Annotated in this window: 10 protein-coding genes; 4 read left to right on the top strand and 6 right to left on the bottom strand. The window is 68.8% G+C overall.

Translation table 11 applies throughout. The annotated features are described in order from the left end of the window. Window positions 1–45: 45 nt before the first annotated feature. A complete protein-coding gene (locus HPS01S_RS22185; protein ID WP_255284184.1) occupies window positions 46–1,587 on the top strand; it encodes a hypothetical protein in 1,542 nt (513 codons plus the stop codon). A 52-nt stretch (window positions 1,588–1,639) separates the two neighbouring features. Beyond that, complete coding sequence (locus HPS01S_RS08365) at window positions 1,640–2,929, top strand: MgtC/SapB family protein (RefSeq protein ID WP_066153827.1); 1,290 nt, start codon at window positions 1,640–1,642, stop codon at window positions 2,927–2,929. On the opposite strand, the gene gorA is transcribed toward HPS01S_RS08365, so the two are convergent. The 3 genes from gorA to HPS01S_RS08350 form a co-directional block, all read right to left on the bottom strand. Then, the gene (gene gorA, locus HPS01S_RS08360) at window positions 2,919–4,325 is read right to left on the bottom strand and encodes a glutathione-disulfide reductase (RefSeq protein ID WP_066153824.1); all 1,407 of its coding nucleotides are present in this window, start codon (window positions 4,323–4,325) and stop codon (window positions 2,919–2,921) included. The genes HPS01S_RS08365 and gorA overlap by 11 nt on opposite strands. Window positions 4,326–4,396: 71 nt before the next feature. Beyond that, the gene (locus HPS01S_RS08355) at window positions 4,397–4,936 is read right to left on the bottom strand and encodes a hemerythrin domain-containing protein (protein ID WP_066153821.1); all 540 of its coding nucleotides are present in this window, start codon (window positions 4,934–4,936) and stop codon (window positions 4,397–4,399) included. Window positions 4,937–5,118: 182 nt separating this feature from the next. Further along, window positions 5,119–5,970, bottom strand: coding sequence for a 3-hydroxybutyryl-CoA dehydrogenase (locus tag HPS01S_RS08350; RefSeq protein ID WP_066153818.1), 852 nt, complete (start codon window positions 5,968–5,970; stop codon window positions 5,119–5,121). A 149-nt stretch (window positions 5,971–6,119) separates the two neighbouring features. Between HPS01S_RS08350 and HPS01S_RS08345 the strand changes: the two genes are divergently transcribed. Both HPS01S_RS08345 and HPS01S_RS08340 read left to right on the top strand, forming a co-directional pair. Beyond that, window positions 6,120–7,757 carry a GMC family oxidoreductase gene (locus HPS01S_RS08345; RefSeq protein WP_066153815.1) on the top strand — a complete coding sequence of 546 codons (1,638 nt, stop codon included), beginning with the start codon at window positions 6,120–6,122 and terminating at the stop codon, window positions 7,755–7,757. A gap of 16 nt (window positions 7,758–7,773) precedes the next feature. Then, window positions 7,774–8,073, top strand: coding sequence for an antibiotic biosynthesis monooxygenase family protein (locus HPS01S_RS08340; protein ID WP_066153812.1), 300 nt, complete (start codon window positions 7,774–7,776; stop codon window positions 8,071–8,073). Between the two features lie 114 nt (window positions 8,074–8,187). On the opposite strand, the gene rocF is transcribed toward HPS01S_RS08340, so the two are convergent. From rocF to icmF, 3 genes are all read right to left on the bottom strand, one after another. Next, the gene (gene rocF / locus HPS01S_RS08335) at window positions 8,188–9,105 is read right to left on the bottom strand and encodes an arginase (protein ID WP_066153809.1); all 918 of its coding nucleotides are present in this window, start codon (window positions 9,103–9,105) and stop codon (window positions 8,188–8,190) included. A 71-nt stretch (window positions 9,106–9,176) separates the two neighbouring features. Continuing rightward, window positions 9,177–13,214: a PAS domain S-box protein gene (locus tag HPS01S_RS08330; RefSeq protein WP_066153806.1), complete on the bottom strand. Its 4,038-nt coding sequence runs from the start codon at window positions 13,212–13,214 to the stop codon at window positions 9,177–9,179. 72 nt (window positions 13,215–13,286) lie between these two features. Beyond that, the gene (icmF, locus tag HPS01S_RS08325) at window positions 13,287–16,580 is read right to left on the bottom strand and encodes a fused isobutyryl-CoA mutase/GTPase IcmF (protein ID WP_066153803.1); all 3,294 of its coding nucleotides are present in this window, start codon (window positions 16,578–16,580) and stop codon (window positions 13,287–13,289) included. Between the last annotated feature and the right edge of the window lie 24 nt (window positions 16,581–16,604).

The following is a 16,604-nucleotide window of genomic DNA, read 5'->3' as shown; positions in this document are numbered from 1 at the left end:
TTCAGGGGCCGGTGGCACACTGTGCCGTTCTAGTGGGGCCTCCCGATGAATCCGATCCGGACACCGTTTTCTGCCATCTCGCGCCTGTCCCTGGCGGGCGTTTGCGGGGCGCTCCTGTTCTTGCTGGCGGCCTGCGGCGGCGCTTCCGACGGTGCCGACGGCCCGGCACCGGCTCGCAGCAAGTCGGCCGCGCTGGACGCGTCCGATGGGCCCAAGGCCCAGGGCACGGTGCCGGTCTACCGGTTCTACAACCGGGCCACGGGCGCGCACTTCTACACGGCCAGTGCCAGCGAGCGGGACCGCATCCGTGCCACGCTGCCCGTCATGTCCTACGACGGGCCGGCGTTCGAGGCCAGCCCCGTGGCCGCCGCAGGACTCAGCCCGGTGCACCGCTTCTACAACCGCCAGACCGGCGTGCACTTCTACACCATCAGCGAAGCGGAACGGGCGCAGGTGCAGGCGAACCTGCCGCAGTTCCTCTACGAGGGTATCGCCTACTACGCGAGCACGGTGGCCGGGCCGGGGCTGCGGCCCCTCAGCCGCTTCTACCTGGCGGGCAAGGGCTACCACTTCTATACCGTCACCCCGACCGAGGTGGCCTACCTGCCGCAGTACGCCTACGAAGGCACGGGCTACCACGTCTTCGGCTCCGAGCCGGCCACCATCCGCAGCTACGGCAGCTTTGCACGGGCGGCGCTGGGCCCCGGGGCGCCGCTGTACGGGGCGCTGTCCTTCCCGGCCGACAACCCCTGGAACCAGGACGTGTCGGCCCTGCCGGTGGACCCGAACTCGGACGCGCTGATCGCCAGCATCGGACTGGACACCGGCCTGCACCCGGACTTCGGGTCCGGCTTCTGGGAGGGGGCGCCCATCGGCATTCCCTATGTGGTGGTCTCGGGCGCGCAGGCCCGGGTGCCCATGGTCTGGACCGCGTACGGGGACGAGAGCGATCCGGGGCCGTACCCGGTGCCGGTGGACGCCCCCGTCGAGGGCGGGCGTGCCAGCAACGGCGACCGCCATGTGATCGTGATCGACCGGGACAACCAGCGCCTCTACGAGATCGGCCGGGCGTTCCCGCAGACCGGTGGGGCGTGGTTTGCAGACGTTGGCGCGCTGTTCCACCTGGACAGCAACAACGTGCGGCCGGGCGGCCAGCCTGGCTGGACCAGCGCCGACGCGGCGGGGCTGCCGATCTTCCCCGGTCTGGCGCGCTACGAGGAAGCCGCGCTCGGCCCTGGCGGCATTGCCCACGCGCTGCGCTTCACGGTGCAACGCAGCCGGCGCGCTTACGTGCCACCGGCCACGCACTGGGCGTCGTCGAACACCAGCGCGAACCTGCCGCCCATGGGCATGCGCGTGCGGCTGAAGGCCAGCTACATCATTCCACCGACCTTCAGCACCGAGACCCGGGCGTTGCTCACGGCCATGAAGACGCACGGCATGTTCGTGGCCGACAACGGCAGCAACTGGTATGTCAGCGGCGCACCCGATCCGCGGTGGAACAACGACCGGCTCAACAGCGAGCTGCGCCAGGTCCGGGGGCGGGACTTCGAGGTGGTGCGCATGGACGGGCTGGTCACGCCCTGAGACGCTGACGCTACAGTGGCGGCAGCCTGGGTCCTTCCGCTGCGCCATGTCCATGACCGATTCCTGGGGCTTTGTGCCCGATACACCTGCCGCCGCCGTGCTGGCGGTCGCCCTCGGCTGCGGCCTGCTGGTGGGCATCGAGCGCGAGCGGCGCAAGGGCAGTGGCCCGAACCGGGCGTTCGCCGGTCTGCGCACCTTCGCGGTGACCAGCGTGGCCGGCGCCGCGGCGGCGCTGACGCAGATCAGTGGGCTGGTGGTGGCCGGTGCCCTGCTGGTGATCGGCCTCACCTTGCTGGCCTACCAGCGCGACCGCTCCGACGACCCCGGCGCGACGACCGAGATCGCGCTGCTGCTGACCTACCTGACCGGTGTGCTCTGTGTGTGGAGCCCGCCGCTGGCGGCGGGCCTGGCTGTCGGGTTGACCGCATTGCTGGCCGGGCGCGAGCGCCTGCACCGGTTCGCCCTGCACTGGCTGCGCCCGGGCGAGGTGCGCGATGGCATCGTGCTGGCCGCGCTGGTGCTGATGGCGCTGCCCCTGGTGCCCGACCAGCCGCTGTGGGGCACGCCGCTGAACCCGCACAAGGTGGTGCAACTGCTGGTGCTGCTGCTGGGCGTGCAGTCGGTGGCACACCTGGCGGCGCGGCTGCTCGCGGCGCACCACGCGGTGGCGGTGTCGGCGCTGGCCTCGGGCTTCGTGTCCAGCACCGCCACCATCGCCACCCTGGGGCTGGCTGTGCGCGAGCAGGGCGCCCAGCCCCGCCTGATGGCCGGCGGCGGCCTGCTGTCCTGCGTGTCCACCCAGGTGCAGCTGCTGCTGGTGGCCGCGGCCATGCAGCCGGCCTGGCTGGCGCGGCTGTGGCTGCCGGCGTTGGTGGGGGCCGGGGTGGTGGCGCTGTGGGGCTGGGTGCTGATGCGCGGTGCGCCGACCGATGGCGACGGGCTGGTGGTGTCGTCGCCGCGCATCGAGGGACTGTCCGTGCGCGGCGACGACCGCATGTTCAGCCTGCGCGGCGCCGCGGCCGTGGCCGTGCTGCTCAGCAGCGTGCAGCTGGTGGTGCACGCCCTGCAGCGCTGGCTGGGCGATGCGGGCTTGGTGGCGGGTGCGCTGGTGGCCGCGCTGGCCGACCTGCATTCGGCGCTGGCGGCGGTGTTCTCGGCCACCACGCCGGTGTCGCGGCCGGCCGGCGTGTGGGCGGTGGCGCTGGCCTTGCTGGTGCACGCGGCGAGCAAGAGCATCACCGCCGGGCTCACCGGGCGCATGGCCTACCTGCGCTGGCTGGCGCCCGGCCTTTGGCTGCACACCGGGCTGGTGGCGGCCGGATTGGTGTGGTTCAGCTCTTGACGGGGTCGCGCATGGTCACGAACTCTTCGGCCGCCGTCGGGTGGATGCCGATGGTGCTGTCGAACACCGCCTTGGTGGCGCCGGCCTTCATGGCCACGGCGAAGCCCTGCACGATCTCGCCGGCCTCGGCGCCCACCATGTGCAGGCCCACCACGCGGTCGCTGGCGGTGTCCACGATCAGCTTCATCAGCGTGCGTTCGCTGCTGCCCGAGAGCGTGTGCCGCAGCGCCTTGAACTCGCTGCGGAACACGGTGACCGCGCCGAACTTCTCGCGCGCCTGCGCCTCACTGTAGCCCACGGTCCCGATGCTGGGGTGGGTGAACACCGCGGTGGGGATGAACTCGTAGCCCATGCTGCGCGGCGCCTTGCCGGGGGCCGGGCCGAACAGCTGGTCCACCACCACCATGGCCTCGCCCAGCGCCACCGGCGTGAGCTGCACCCGGTTGGTCACGTCACCCACGGCCCAGATGCTGGGCACGTTGGTGCGGTAGTGTTCGTTCACGATGACCTCACCTTGCGCGCCCTGGGCCACGCCCAAGGCCTCCAGGCCCAGTCCCTGCACATTGGGCTTTCGGCCGGTGGCGTAGAGCACGGCGTCGGCCATGACGACATTGCCGTCTTCCAGCTCGGCGCGCAGACCGTCCGCGGTTTTGCGGATGTCCACCACGCCGGCGTTCAGGCGCAGGTCCACACCCGACTTCTGCATCTCGCCGGCCACGAAGTGGCGGATCTCGTCATCGAAGCCGCGCAGCACCTGTTCGCCCCGGTAGAGCTGGGTGACCTTGGCGCCGAGGCCGTTGAAGATGGACGCGAACTCGCAGGCGATGTAGCCACCACCCACCACCAGCAGGCGCTGCGGGAAGGGGTCGAGGTCAAACACCTCGTTGGAGGTGATGACGTGCTCGCGCCCGGTGAAGTGCGGCACGAAAGGCGTGCCACCGGTGGCAATGAGGATGTTCGCGGCGGTGCAGGACTGGTGGCCCGGCGAGCCATCGGCGTTGAGCGTCGCCACGGTGATGGCGTGCGGTCCGTCGATGCGCGCAAAGCCGTTGATGACGGTGACGCCCGAGCCGCGCAGCAGGTTGGCGTAGACGCCGTTCAGGCGCGAGATTTCCTTGGCCCGGTTGGCCTTGAGGGTGGACCAGTTGAAGGTGGGGGCGGCGTCCAGTTCCCAGCCAAAACCGCGCGACTCCTCGAAGGCGTCGTGGTAGTGCGCCGCGTAGCTGTAGAGCTTCTTGGGGATGCAGCCCACGTTGACGCAGGTGCCGCCCAGGCCGTCGGTGCCCAGGGTTTCGGCCAGCGCCACGCGGGCGCCGCGCCCGGCGGCCATGCGGGCGGCACGCACACCGCCGCTGCCGCCGCCGATGACAAAGAGGTCGAAGTCGAAAGAACTCATGGCTTCAGGTGCAGGACAGGAAGCCGGTCAGTGTACGAGGGCACCTCTTGGCTCCTTCCGAGCAGGGGCTCTCAGGCGAGGGCGCGCACCTCGTCCTGGGCCATCACGCGCCGCCGCGCCATCTCACGGCCCATACCGATGGTGTCGATGCCCTTCATGCGCTTCTTCGCCTCCGGGTAGGCGAGCGACTCTTCCAGCAGGATGTGGTCCAGGTACAGCGCCTCGAACACCTTCAGCGCATGCCGCAGCTCGGCTGGGTCGAACCAGAGGTTGCCGTTGGTGGCCGCTTCCAGAGAAGGGGCGATCTGGATCCAGTTCTCTTCCAGCCAGCCGTGGTCCTGGATCAGGTGCTCGGCCGCCTGCGCGACCTCGGCGTCCTGGCTGGCCAGCAGCGCCGGGAAGATGTGCTTTTCTTCGTCCAGGTGGTGCTGGCGCGCCTCGGTGTTGAAGTAGTTCAACACGCGGCGGGCCAGCGCCCGGGTGGCCGCGTTCAGCCCGTCGGACTCGATGGCGTCCACCAGCCCGTGCAGCTGCCGCACATGGTCCTGGATGTCCTGGTGGGTGCTGTCGAGAAACTCGAAGATGGCAATGGAGACGGGGGCTGCGCTCATGGGGGACTCCTTGATGGCGTTCAGGCCATTCTGGAGACGCGGCGCCGCCGCCCATTGATCTGCCTCAAGAAATGGCTCCCCCCGCGCCGCCTTCGGCGTCACCCCCGGGGGGCGGCACTGGCGGCCCGGCGAAGCCGGTTCCGCGGTGCCACTGGATCAACTACCCTTCTGTCGTGGGTGCCTCAGTACGTATACACCCCGCGCCCCGTCTTGCGGCCCAGCCAGCCGGCCGCCACCATCTCCTTGAGCAGCGGGGCCGGGCGGTACTTGCTGTCGTTGAACTCGGCCATGTAGACGTTCATCACCGCCAGGCAGACGTCCAGGCCGATCATGTCGGCCAGGGCCAGCGGACCGATGGGCTGGTTGGTGCCCAGCTTCATGCCGGCGTCGATGTCCTCGGGCGTGGCGATGCCCTCGGCCAGCACGAAGAAGGCCTCGTTGATCATGGGCACCAGGATGCGGTTGACCACGAAACCGGGCGCGTTCTTCACCGTGATCGGCGTCTTGCCCAGGGCTTCGGCCAGGGCCTTGACGGCGTCGTGCGTGGCGTCGCTGGTCTGCAGGCCGCGGATGATCTCCACCAGCGCCATCATGGGCACCGGGTTGAAGAAGTGCATGCCGATGAACTTGTCGGCGCGCTGGGTCGCGGCGGCGAGCTTGGTGATGCTGATCGAACTGGTGTTGGTGGCGACGATCACCTCGGGCGCCAGGATGCCGTCGAGCTGCTGCAGGATCTTGACCTTCAGACCCTCGTTCTCGGTCGCGGCCTCGATGACCAGTTGCGCGCCCTTGAGGTCGTCGTAGCTGGTCGAACCTTTGATCAGCGCCAGCGCGGTGGCCTTGCCCTCGGCGGTCAGCTTCTCTTTCTTGATCAGGCGGTCCAGGCTGCCGGCCACCGTGGCCAGGCCCTTGTCCACCGCGGCCTGGGCCACGTCGACCATGACCACGCGGATGCCACTGACGGCGCAGGCCTGCGCGATGCCGTTGCCCATGGTGCCGGCGCCGATGATGCCGACGGTCTGGATGCTGCTCATGTGGGAATCACTCCTGGAAGATGAGGGTAAAGACGGAGGCGCTCTAGGCGGGCCAGCCTACTGCGGCGAAAGGCCCTGTGCTACCTTGCCCCGCATTGTCGCGCAGCGTCCTGCAACGGCATGACAGGCGCGCGACGCCAGGAGTCAACATGTTCGATTACATCGTCGTGGGCGGTGGGTCCGCCGGCAGCGTGCTGGCCGGCCGCCTGAGCGAAGACCCGGCCGTGCGCGTGGCGCTGCTCGAAGCCGGGCCGCAGGACCGCAGCGTGCTGATCCACTGCCCCGGGGGGCTGGCGGTGATGGCCAAGTACCAGCTCAACGGCTGGGACTATTCCACCGTGCCGCAGCCAGGCCTGCACGGCCGCCGGGGTTACCAGCCGCGCGGCAAGGTGCTGGGCGGCTCCAGCTCCATCAACGCCATGATCTATGCGCGCGGCCACGCGCAAGACTACGACGCCTGGGCCGCCGAAGGCAACCCTGGCTGGTCGTTCAGCGAGGTGCTGCCGTACTTCAAGCGCGCCGAGCACAACGAGCGCGGGGCCGACGACTGGCACGGCAGCGGCGGCCCGCTGAACGTGATGGACCTGCGCTCGCCCAACCCGGTGCTGCCGGACTTCGTCGAGGCGGGGCGTCAGGCGGGCTACCCAGTCAACGCGGACTTCAACGGCGCCGAGCAGGAGGGCGTGGGCGTCTACCAGGTCACGCACAAGAATGGCGAGCGCTTCAGCGCCGCCAAGGCCTACCTCACGCCGCACCTGGGGCGCAGCAACCTGCGGGTGATCACCAGCGCGCTCACCACGCGCGTGGTGACGGAACAGCGGGGTGGGCGCCCCGTGGCGGTGGGCGTCGAATACCGGCCCGATGGCGGCCGCGGCGCGCCGCAGACCCTGGCCCTGAACCCGGGTGGCGAGGTGCTGCTGAGCGCCGGCGCCTTCGGTTCGCCGCAGCTGCTGATGCTCTCGGGCATCGGGCCGACCGCGCACCTGTCGGAACATGGCGTGGCCGCGGTGCACGAACTGCCCGGCGTGGGCGGCAACCTGCACGACCACCCGGACGTGGTGATGGTGGTGAACGCCCCTCGTTTGACTTCACTGTTCGGCATCTCCCCGAGCGGCATCGCCGACATGGTCAAGGGCGTCTTCGAGTGGCGCAGCCGCCGCAGCGGCATGCTGACCACCAACTTCGCCGAGGCCGGCGGCTTCATCAAGAGCTCACCCGAGGAGGCAATTCCCGACCTGCAACTGCACTTCGTGGTCGGCAAGCTGGTGGACCATGGTCGCAAGACCGTGCTCGGCCATGGCTACTCCTGCCACGTCTGCCTGTTGCGCCCCCGGAGCCGCGGCACGCTGCGCCTCGCCAGCACCGACCCGCAGGTGGCGCCGCTGATCGACCCGGCCTTCCTGCAGGATCCGGACGACGTCGCGCGGCTGGTGCTGGGCTTCAAGCGCATGCGCGCATTGCTGCAGCAGCCGGCACTGGCGCGCCATGGCGGCATCGAATCGGCCGCCTCGCGCGACGCGCAGAGCGATGCCCAGATCGAGCAGTTCGTTCGCCACCACGCCGACACCATCTACCACCCGGTCGGCACCTGCCGCATGGGGCCGGACCCGGCGGCGGGTGCCGTGGTCGACGCTCGGCTGAAGGTGCACGGCGTGGACGGGCTGCGCGTGGTCGATGCGTCGGCGATGCCCAGCGTGGTCGGCGGCAACACCAATGCGCCGGTGATCATGATGGCTGAGAAGGCCGTGGATATGATTCGCGACGACCGCCGGGCCGCCGTGGCCTGAACCCGCAGGAGCGAACATGATTCTTGAACACGCCGACATCCGCATCGACCCCGCCAAGGCGGCCGACTTTGAAGCCGCGATCCTGCGCGGGGCCAGCACCGTGATTGCCCAGGCCAAAGGCTTTCAGGGCTTCAAGGTCAACCGCAGCATCGAAAGCCCGGGCCGCTACATCCTGAACATCTACTGGGACACGCTGGAAGACCACACGGTGGGTTTCCGCCAGTCGCCGGCCTTCGCCGAGTGGCGCAGCATCGTCGGCCCGTTCTTCCTGCAGCCGCCTGTGGTCGAGCACCTCGAACTCGTAGGCAAGAGCTGAAAGACAACGCATACGGAGCGCGTGCCTGCTCCAGTGATGCGGAGGAACCGGCTTCGCCGGGCCGCTCGCATCGCCCCCCCGGGGGGGTGACGCCGAAGGCGGCGCGGGGGGAGCCTATTTCTTCCGCATCAGCGTCGACTTGCCGAACAGGCTCTCGATCAGGTCCACCGCCAGCTCGGCGGTGCGGTTGCGCACATCGAGCGCCGGGTTGAGCTCCATCACGTCCAGCGAGGCGAGCCGCCCGGTGTCGGCGATCATCTCCATGCACAGCTGGGCCTCGCGGTAGGTCGGGCCACCGGGCACCGTGGTGCCCACGCCGGGCGCGATCTCCGGGTCGAGGAAGTCCACGTCGAAGCTCACGTGCAGGTGGGTGTTCTCGTCCATCCCCATCAGCGCCTGCTCCATGGTGTGGCGCATGCCCATCTCGTCGATGTAGCGCATGTCGAACACTTCCAGACCCACTTCGTGCACGAAGCGCTTTTCGCCCGGGTCCACACTGCGGATGCCGATCTGGCGCACCACGTCGGGCGTGATGGCCGGCGTGTGGCCGCCGATGCCGGTGAGCTCGGCCGGCCCGTGGCCGCACAGGCAGGCCACCGGCATGCCGTGGACGTTGCCGCTGGGGGTGAGTTCGGCGGTGTTGAAGTCGGCGTGCGCGTCCAGCCACAGCACGCGGAGCTGCTTGCCGGTTTCGCGGCAGTGGCGGGCCACCGCGCTGATGGACCCCATGCCCAGGCAGTGGTCGCCCCCCAGCACGATGGGCAGTCGGCCCTGGGCGAGTTCGGTGTGCACCGCGTCGTGCAGTGTGGTGTTCCATGCCACCACTTCGGGCAGGTGGCGGTAACCGTCGACCGGCGGTTGCCAGGGGTTGGACGGGCCGCCCAGGTTGCCACGGTCGATCACCTGCAGGCCGTGGCTCTCCAGCACCGCTTGCAGGCCGGCCACGCGCAGGGCCTCGGGCCCCATGGAGGCGCCGCGCGCGCCGGCGCCGATGTCGGTGGGAACGCCAATGAGGCTGACGGGTAGGTTCATGGTCGGTTCGTTGGTGGAAGACGGGTCAGTGTAGGAACGGCGGCGGGACGTTCAAGCAGGCTTTCCCGCACTCAGGCCAGGGGCAGTTCGATTTCGAAGCGCGCACCCTGGCCGGGGGCGCTCTCGGCGCGGATCGTCCCGCCCATGCGCTCCACGGCCTTGAGCACCAGGGCCAGGCCGATGCCGGTGCCCGGGATCTGGTCCTGCCGGTGCAGGCGCTGGAACATGCCGAAGATGCGGTCGTGGTGCTTCATGTCGAAGCCGATGCCCTGGTCGGTCACGCTCAGCAACACCCGGTCGCCGCGGATTTGCGCCTCGATGCGGATGTGCGGCGCCTGGCCCGCGGGCGTGAATTTGAGTGCGTTGTCGATCAGGTTGCGCAGCACGATGGCCAGGCCCTTGGGGTCGGCCTGCACCTGGAGGTTGTCGGGCACCGGCGTCTCCAGCACGCCCTGGCGGGTTTCGAGCTCGTCGCGGAACGGCGTCACCACGTCCCGCACGCACGCGGCCAGACCCACCGGCCCGATCTGCTCCGTCATCTGCTGCAGCCGGGAGTAGGCCAGCAGGTCGCTGACCAGGCGCGACATGTGCAGCGTCGCGCGCTGGATGCGGCGCAGGTAGTCGCGGCCCTGCTCGTCCAGCTGCTGCGCGTGCTCTTCCAGCAGCAGGGCGCTGAACCCTTCGATGCCGCGCAGCGGCGTGCGCAGGTCGTGCGAGGCCGAGTAGGTGAAGGATTCCAGCTCGCGGTTGACGACCTGCAGCCGCTGCACGCTGTCGTGCAACTGTTGGGTGCGCTCCTGCACCTTCTGTTCGAGCTGCTCGGCCAGCTCGCGCAGCCGGGCCTGGGCGCGGCTGCGTTCCTGCAGGTTGACCAGCATCTGTGCGAACAGCTTGAGCAGCGTGATCTTTTCCTCGTCGTACTCGTGCGTGCTGCGGACCGAGTCCAGGCCCACGTAGCCGAGGCAGCCGTCCTGCCCTGTCAGGGGCAAGGTCATGAGACTTCGGATGCCCTGGGCCATGATGAGGTCCTTGAGCGGGCTTTCGGGCAGGGCCTGCACATCGGGCACATAGACCATCTCGCCCCGCTGGTGGGCCGCCTCCCAGTCCTGGGCCCGGCCCATCGGCAGGTTCTGCAGAAAGGCCTGCCCGGAGGCAATGCCCTCGGCGCACCACTCGTGCGTGTTGGAACTGGTGCGGGTCTGGAAGTCGTAGGCGAACAGGTAGGCGCGGTCTGCGGCCACGAAGCTGCCCAGATCGCCCAGCGCTTCCAGAATCGCCTGGTCCATCTGCTGCAGCGGCAGGTTGATGAAGCGGCTGGCCAGGCGGAACAGCAGCAGCACAAAGTCGTTCAGGTGCTCCCGCTCGCGTTGAACCTGCTGCTGCTCGGTGGTGTCGCGGACCAGGAACATACACTGGTTGCCACCCGGCAGCCAGGCCAGGCGGGCGTTGAAGTAGTGGGCGCCATCGGCCATCTCGATGCTGTAGTCCAGCTCCTGCAGCCCGTCGGTGCGCGCCCTGGTCATGGCTGCATGCATGGTGGCTGCGAGCGGCGCGGGCATGATCTCGCGGATGGTGCGGCCCAGGAACTCCTCGGGCCGGCGATAGAGCTGGTCGGCGCCTGCCTGGTAGAACACGAAGCGCTCCTGGGCGTCCACCACAAACAGCATGTCCCGGAGCACGTCGAAGACCTGCTTGAGGGTGGCGTCGCGTTCGCGTGCGGTGGCCTCGGCCTCCCGCAGATCGGTCACGTCCAGGCAGGAGCCGACGTAGCCGATGAAGCGCTGGTCGGCGTCGTAGCGGGGCCTGGCCTGTTCGTGCACCCAGCGGTACACGCCGTCGTGGCGGCGCAGGCGGTATTCCATGCTGTAGGGCCGGCGCGCATCAAAGCTCTCGTCGAAGATCTTCTCGCAGCGGTCCCGGTCCTGCGGATGCAGGTCCTCCAGCCAGAAGGTCTCGCATTCGGTGGCCAGGTCGCGGCCGGTGAAGTCGAGCCAAGCCTGGTTGAGCCAGTCCGGGTGTTTCTGGTCGTCCACGGTCCAGGCCAGACCGGCCGAGGCATTGGCCACCGTGTCCAGGTGTTTGAGGGTTTGACGCTGCGCTTCTTCCAGTGCCTTGCGGTCGGTGATCTCGAAGGTGGTGCCCGCCATGTAGGTCACCCGGCCCATGGCGTTGCGCAGGCCGCTGCCCCGGGTGTCGAGCCAGCGCACCCGGCCCTGGGAGTCGACGGCACGGAACTCGATGCGGAAATCGGCCTCGCCCCGGAGGAAACGGAGCAGGGTCTCGCGCACGCGTCGGCGGTCCTCCGGATGGATCAGCCCCACGACGACCTTCTCCATCTGCTCTTGCGCAGGAGGCTGATACCCCAGGTTCAGGAAGAACTCGTCGCTGGGCAGGATGAGGTCGCGCAGGAAGTCGCGTTCCCAGACCTGCCCATGTGAGGCGGCCAGCCGGAATCGCTGCTCGTTGCGCTTGAGCGCCCGCTGGTCCCGCTCCAGCTGGGTGACGTCGCGGAACATCAGCAACAGGCAGTCACCGCCGTCCCGCTGCACCCGTTCGGCGCTGTAGCGCACATGGATCAACTGGCCGTCGGCCCGGTGGCTGCTGCCCTCGACATCGCGCACCTTCTCGCCATGCTCCAGGGCATCGATCAGGCTCTGGTGGCGGATGGCGGAGTTCCAGAGCCCCAGACCGGCCGAGGGCTGACCGATCAGCTGTTCGCGTGATCGCCCGAACAGTTCGCAGAAGGTGTCGTTGACCAGCAGCAGTCGGCCGCTGTGCCACTCGCTGAGCGACATGGCCTCGGGGGCGGCCTGGAAGGCGGTCTCGAAGAGCTGTTGCGCGGAGTGCCGCAAGGCTTCCGCTTCATGGCGCTCGGTGATGTCGCGCGTGATGACCAGGACGGTGGGGGCTTCGCCGGCCGGCGCAGGCTCCCGGCGGGCCTGGGACTCCCAGTGCCTCATGCCGCCGGGTCCCGGGTGGCTGAAGTAGAGTGTCTCGGCCTCCCCGCTGGCCAACACCCTTTGCAGGCAGGCGGTCCACAGCGCTTCGTTGTCGGGGGAGCCGCCCAGGGCGCTGATGGGGCGGCCGATCAGTGCACCGGGGTTCAGCCCGGTCGCCACTTCGATGGCCGGGTTGGCATACAGCACGCGACAGGCGCTGTCGTAGCGCACGACCACATCGGGCATGTGGTCGGTCAGGGTCTGCAGATGGTGCTCGCTGCGGGCCAGTGCGCGCATCGAGCGGTGCAGGCGCCACGCGCCGTAGGCCATGGCTGCGGCCACCAGCAGGGTGAGGCCCCAGGCCAGCGGCAGGATGGTCCGCCAGCCGGTCAGCACGCTGTCGACCGACAGGGCGTACACCAAGACCACGCGGTCGGCCTCGCCGCCGAGGCGCTGGTAGCCGACGATGCGTTCCACGCCGTCGAGCATGGCCGCGGCCCGGAACACACCGCCGGGCTGGTGGTCGAGCGCGGTGGCCACATGGCCGCGGAAGCTGCGACCCTGCTCCTCGGCCACCATGGGATGGCGCACCAGCAGCGTGGTGGCCCCGTCGGGCTCCAGCCGGAACAGGCTCATGCTGCCGCCCTTGGGCAGGCCTTCGGATTCGAAGCGCCCCAGAAGAGCGTCTCGTGGCAACCACAGCTCGTAGGTCTCGGGGGCACCGGCCCCCGGCTGGCGCCACAGGAAGGGCAGCACCCAGCGCCCGCCTTCCTGGCGGGCCAGCTCCGGCACCCACGCCCGTTCGGGAATGGCGGGGGCGGCCCGGTCGCCGGGGGGGCGGCGGTGCAGTTCGAACGGCAGGCTCAGAGAGTCCACCAGGGGGCGGTGGCCTCCCAGCAGATTGCGCGGCTGCAGCCCAGACGAGGGGCGGCTGACCTCGATGGCGGCACGACCCATCCGGAGGGACTGGTCGAGTTCTGCGGCCAGGCGCCGGACCTCCCGCTGCGCCCGCGCCTGGGCGAGATCCAGGGCCGCGTCCCGCTGGGCCAGCAGCAGGACGGTGACCAGCGCGACCAGCAGGCCAATGGACACGAGCACCAGCGCCACCAGCCCCCAGGGTCGGGAATCGCTGCGGAACGGGGGGGTGGTCGGCTCGCTGGGTGAGGCCATGAAAGGGTGGGTTGCTGTGCGTGGACCCAGATGGGTCACAGGGAGTCTAGCAACCCGGACCCGGGCGGGCGATCACATGTTCCGGCGGTACTGTCCACCCACCTCGAACAGCGCGCTGGTGATCTGGCCCAGGCTGCAGCAGCGCACCGCGTCCATCAGCACCTCGAACACGTTGCGGTTCTCGATCACCGCCTGCTTCAGCCGCGCCAGCTGGACCGGGGCCTCGTGGGCGTGGCGCGCGTGAAAGTCGGCCAGGCGCTGCAGCTGGCTCTGCTTTTCTTCCTCGGTCGAACGCGCCAGCTCGATGGACTCGGGCACCGGATCGCCCTTGGGGTTGCGGAAGGTGTTGACGCCGATGATGGGGTACTCGCCGGTGTGCTTGAGCATCTCGTAGTGCATGCTCTCTTCCTGGATCTTGCTGCGCTGGTAGCCGGTCTCCATCGCGCCCAGCACGCCGCCGCGTTCGGCGATCTTCTCGAACTCGGCCAGCACGGCTTCTTCCACCAGCTCGGTCAGCTCGTCGATGATGAAGCTGCCCTGGTTCGGGTTCTCGTTCTTGGCCAGTCCCCACTCGCGGTTGATGATGAGCTGGATCGCCATCGCGCGGCGCACCGAGTCTTCGGTCGGCGTGGTGATCGCTTCGTCGAAGGCGTTGGTGTGCAGCGAGTTGCAGTTGTCGTAGATCGCGATCAGCGCCTGCAGCGTGGTGCGGATGTCGTTGAACTGGATTTCCTGCGCGTGCAGGCTGCGGCCGGAGGTCTGGATGTGGTACTTGAGCTTCTGACTGCGCTCGTTGGCGCCGTACTTCTCCTTCATCGCCACTGCCCAGATGCGGCGGGCGACGCGGCCCAGCACCGTGTACTCCGGGTCCATGCCGTTGCTGAAGAAGAAGCTAAGGTTGGGCGCGAAGTCGTCGATGTGCATGCCGCGCGCCAGGTACGCCTCCACGAAGGTGAAGCCGTTGGACAGCGTGAAGGCCAGCTGGCTGATCGGGTTGGCCCCCGCTTCGGCGATGTGGTATCCCGAGATCGACACCGAGTAGAAGTTGCGCACGTCGTGGTGCACGAAGTATTCGGCGATGTCGCCCATCACCTTCAATGAAAACTCGGTCGAGAAGATGCAGGTGTTCTGGCCCTGGTCTTCCTTGAGGATGTCGGCCTGCACCGTGCCGCGCACATTGGCCAGCACCCATTCGCGGATCTTGGCGGCCTCGGTGTCGGTCGGCTCGCGGCCGTTCTCGGCCTTGAACTTCTCCAGGTTCTGGTCGATGGCGGTGTTCATGAACATCGCCAGGATCGACGGCGCCGGACCGTTGATGGTCATCGACACGCTGGTGGTCGGGTTGCACAGGTCAAAGCCCGAATACAGCACCTTCATGTCGTCCAGCGTCGCCACGTTCACACCGCTGTTGCCCACCTTGCCGTAGATGTCGGGCCGCAGGTCGGGGTCGTTGCCGTAGAGCGTGACCGAGTCGAAGGCGGTGGACAGGCGTTTGGCCGGCATGCCCTCGCTCACCAGCTTGAAGCGGCGGTTGGTGCGGAAGGGGTCGCCTTCGCCGGCGAACATGCGGGTCGGGTCCTCGCCCTCGCGCTTGAAGGCGAAGGTGCCCGAGGTGTAGGGGAAGCTGCCGGGCACGTTGTCCAGCATCAGCCACTTGAGGATCTCGCCGTGGTCCTCGTACTGCGGCAGCGCGACCTTGCGGATGGTGGTGCCACTGAGCGACTTGGTGGTCAGCGCGGTGCGGATTTCCTTGTCGCGGATCTTCACCACGTACTCGTCGCCCGCGTAGGCCTTCTGCATGTCGGGCCACTGGGCCAGCAGCTTGCGCGCAGCCGGGTCCTGCGTCAGTTCACGCGTCTGGGCCAGGTCGATGGCGGCTTCGGCGGCCTTCGGCTTGTCGGGTTTGGTCTCGGTCAGCATGCGGGCGGCGGCGCGCAGTTGCTGGATCTCGCGCGCCAGCCTGGCCTGTTCCCGTGCCTTCTTCTTGTATCCGCGCACGGTGTCGGAAATCTCGGCCAGGTAGCGGGTGCGCGCGGGCGGCACGATGGGCGTCTGGTTGGTGCTGTGGCGCACGTTCACCAGCGGCAGCTTGCCGTCGGACAGCTGCAGCCCCTTCTCGATCAGCCGGGCCTTGAGCGCCTGGTAGAGCGCGGTCACGCCGTCGTCGTTGAAGCGCGCGGCCATGGTGCCGAACACCGGCATCTGGTCGGGCATGACGGTGAAGGCTTCGCGGTTGCGCTGCACCTGTTTGGCCACATCGCGCAGCGCGTCGGCCGCGCCCTTGCGGTCGAACTTGTTGATCGCCACGAACTCGGCGAAGTCCAGCATGTCGATCTTTTCCAGCTGGCTGGCGGCACCGAACTCGGGCGTCATCACGTACATCGGAATGTCTACGTGCGGCACGATGGCTGCGTCGCCCTGACCGATACCCGAGGTCTCGACCACGATCAGGTCGAAGCCTGCCACCTTGCAGGCCGCCACCACGTCGGGCAGGGCGGCGCTGATCTCGCTGCTGGTGTCGCGCGTGGCCAGGCTGCGCATGTAGATGCGCGGGCCCTTCTGCCAGGGCGTGATGGCGTTCATGCGGATGCGGTCGCCCAGCAGGGCGCCACCGCTCTTGCGGCGGCTGGGGTCGATGGAGATCACGGCCACGCGCAGTGCGTCGTCCTGGTCCAGGCGGATGCGGCGGATCAGCTCGTCGGTGAGCGATGACTTGCCGGCGCCGCCGGTGCCGGTGATGCCGAGCACGGGCACGGTTTTGCTGGCCGCTGCGGCGCGCACCGCCTCAACCATGGCCGCATCGGCCTGGCCGTTCTCCAGTGCCGTGATCAGCTGCGCCAGGGCGCGCCAGTTCATCTCGCCGTGGCCCTGGATCGCGTCGATGGCCTTGGGTGCGTAGGCGCTGATGTCGCGGTCGCAGCGCATCACCATCTCGCCGATCATTCCCTGCAGGCCCATGCGCTGGCCGTCTTCGGGGCTGTAGATCCGGCCCACGCCGTAGGCGTGCAGCTCGCGGATCTCGGCCGGCACGATCACGCCGCCACCGCCACCGAACACCTGGATGTGCTCACCGCCGCGCTGCTTGAGCAGGTCCACCATGTACTTGAAGTACTCGACGTGGCCGCCCTGGTACGAACTGATGGCGATGCCCTGCACGTCTTCCTGCAGCGCGGCCGTGACCACGTCGTCCACCGAGCGGTTGTGGCCCAGGTGGATCACCTCGGCGCCCATGCCCTGCAGGATGCGCCGCATGATGTTGATGGCGGCGTCGTGGCCATCGAACAGGCTCGCGGCGGTGACAAAGCGCACCTTGTTCGTGGGGCGGTAGCTGGCCAGGGCCTTGAAGTCGGCGGACAGGTCGGTCATGGTGGGGTCTCTCTCGGGTGGTCT

The organism is Hydrogenophaga pseudoflava NBRC 102511 (genome assembly GCF_001592285.1).
Taxonomy (GTDB): Bacteria; Pseudomonadota; Gammaproteobacteria; order Burkholderiales; family Burkholderiaceae_C; genus Hydrogenophaga; species Hydrogenophaga pseudoflava.
The sequence above is the reverse complement of the archived record's forward strand: the minus strand, read 5'-3'. Positions and strand labels throughout refer to the sequence as shown.

Excerpts from the sequence above, each read along its gene's own strand:
- HPS01S_RS08340 (WP_066153812.1), top strand. The coding sequence starts at position 7,774 with ATGATTCTTGAACACGCCGACATCCGCATCGACCCCGCCAAGGCGGCC.
- rocF (WP_066153809.1), bottom strand. The coding sequence starts at position 9,105 with ATGAACCTACCCGTCAGCCTCATTGGCGTTCCCACCGACATCGGCGCC.
- HPS01S_RS08330 (WP_066153806.1), bottom strand. The coding sequence starts at position 13,214 with ATGGCCTCACCCAGCGAGCCGACCACCCCCCCGTTCCGCAGCGATTCC.
- HPS01S_RS08345 (WP_066153815.1), top strand. The coding sequence starts at position 6,120 with ATGTTCGATTACATCGTCGTGGGCGGTGGGTCCGCCGGCAGCGTGCTG.
- HPS01S_RS08365 (WP_066153827.1), top strand. The coding sequence starts at position 1,640 with ATGACCGATTCCTGGGGCTTTGTGCCCGATACACCTGCCGCCGCCGTG.
- gorA (WP_066153824.1), bottom strand. The coding sequence starts at position 4,325 with ATGAGTTCTTTCGACTTCGACCTCTTTGTCATCGGCGGCGGCAGCGGC.
- HPS01S_RS08350 (WP_066153818.1), bottom strand. The coding sequence starts at position 5,970 with ATGAGCAGCATCCAGACCGTCGGCATCATCGGCGCCGGCACCATGGGC.
- icmF (WP_066153803.1), bottom strand. The coding sequence starts at position 16,580 with ATGACCGACCTGTCCGCCGACTTCAAGGCCCTGGCCAGCTACCGCCCC.
- HPS01S_RS22185 (WP_255284184.1), top strand. The coding sequence starts at position 46 with ATGAATCCGATCCGGACACCGTTTTCTGCCATCTCGCGCCTGTCCCTG.
- HPS01S_RS08355 (WP_066153821.1), bottom strand. The coding sequence starts at position 4,936 with ATGAGCGCAGCCCCCGTCTCCATTGCCATCTTCGAGTTTCTCGACAGC.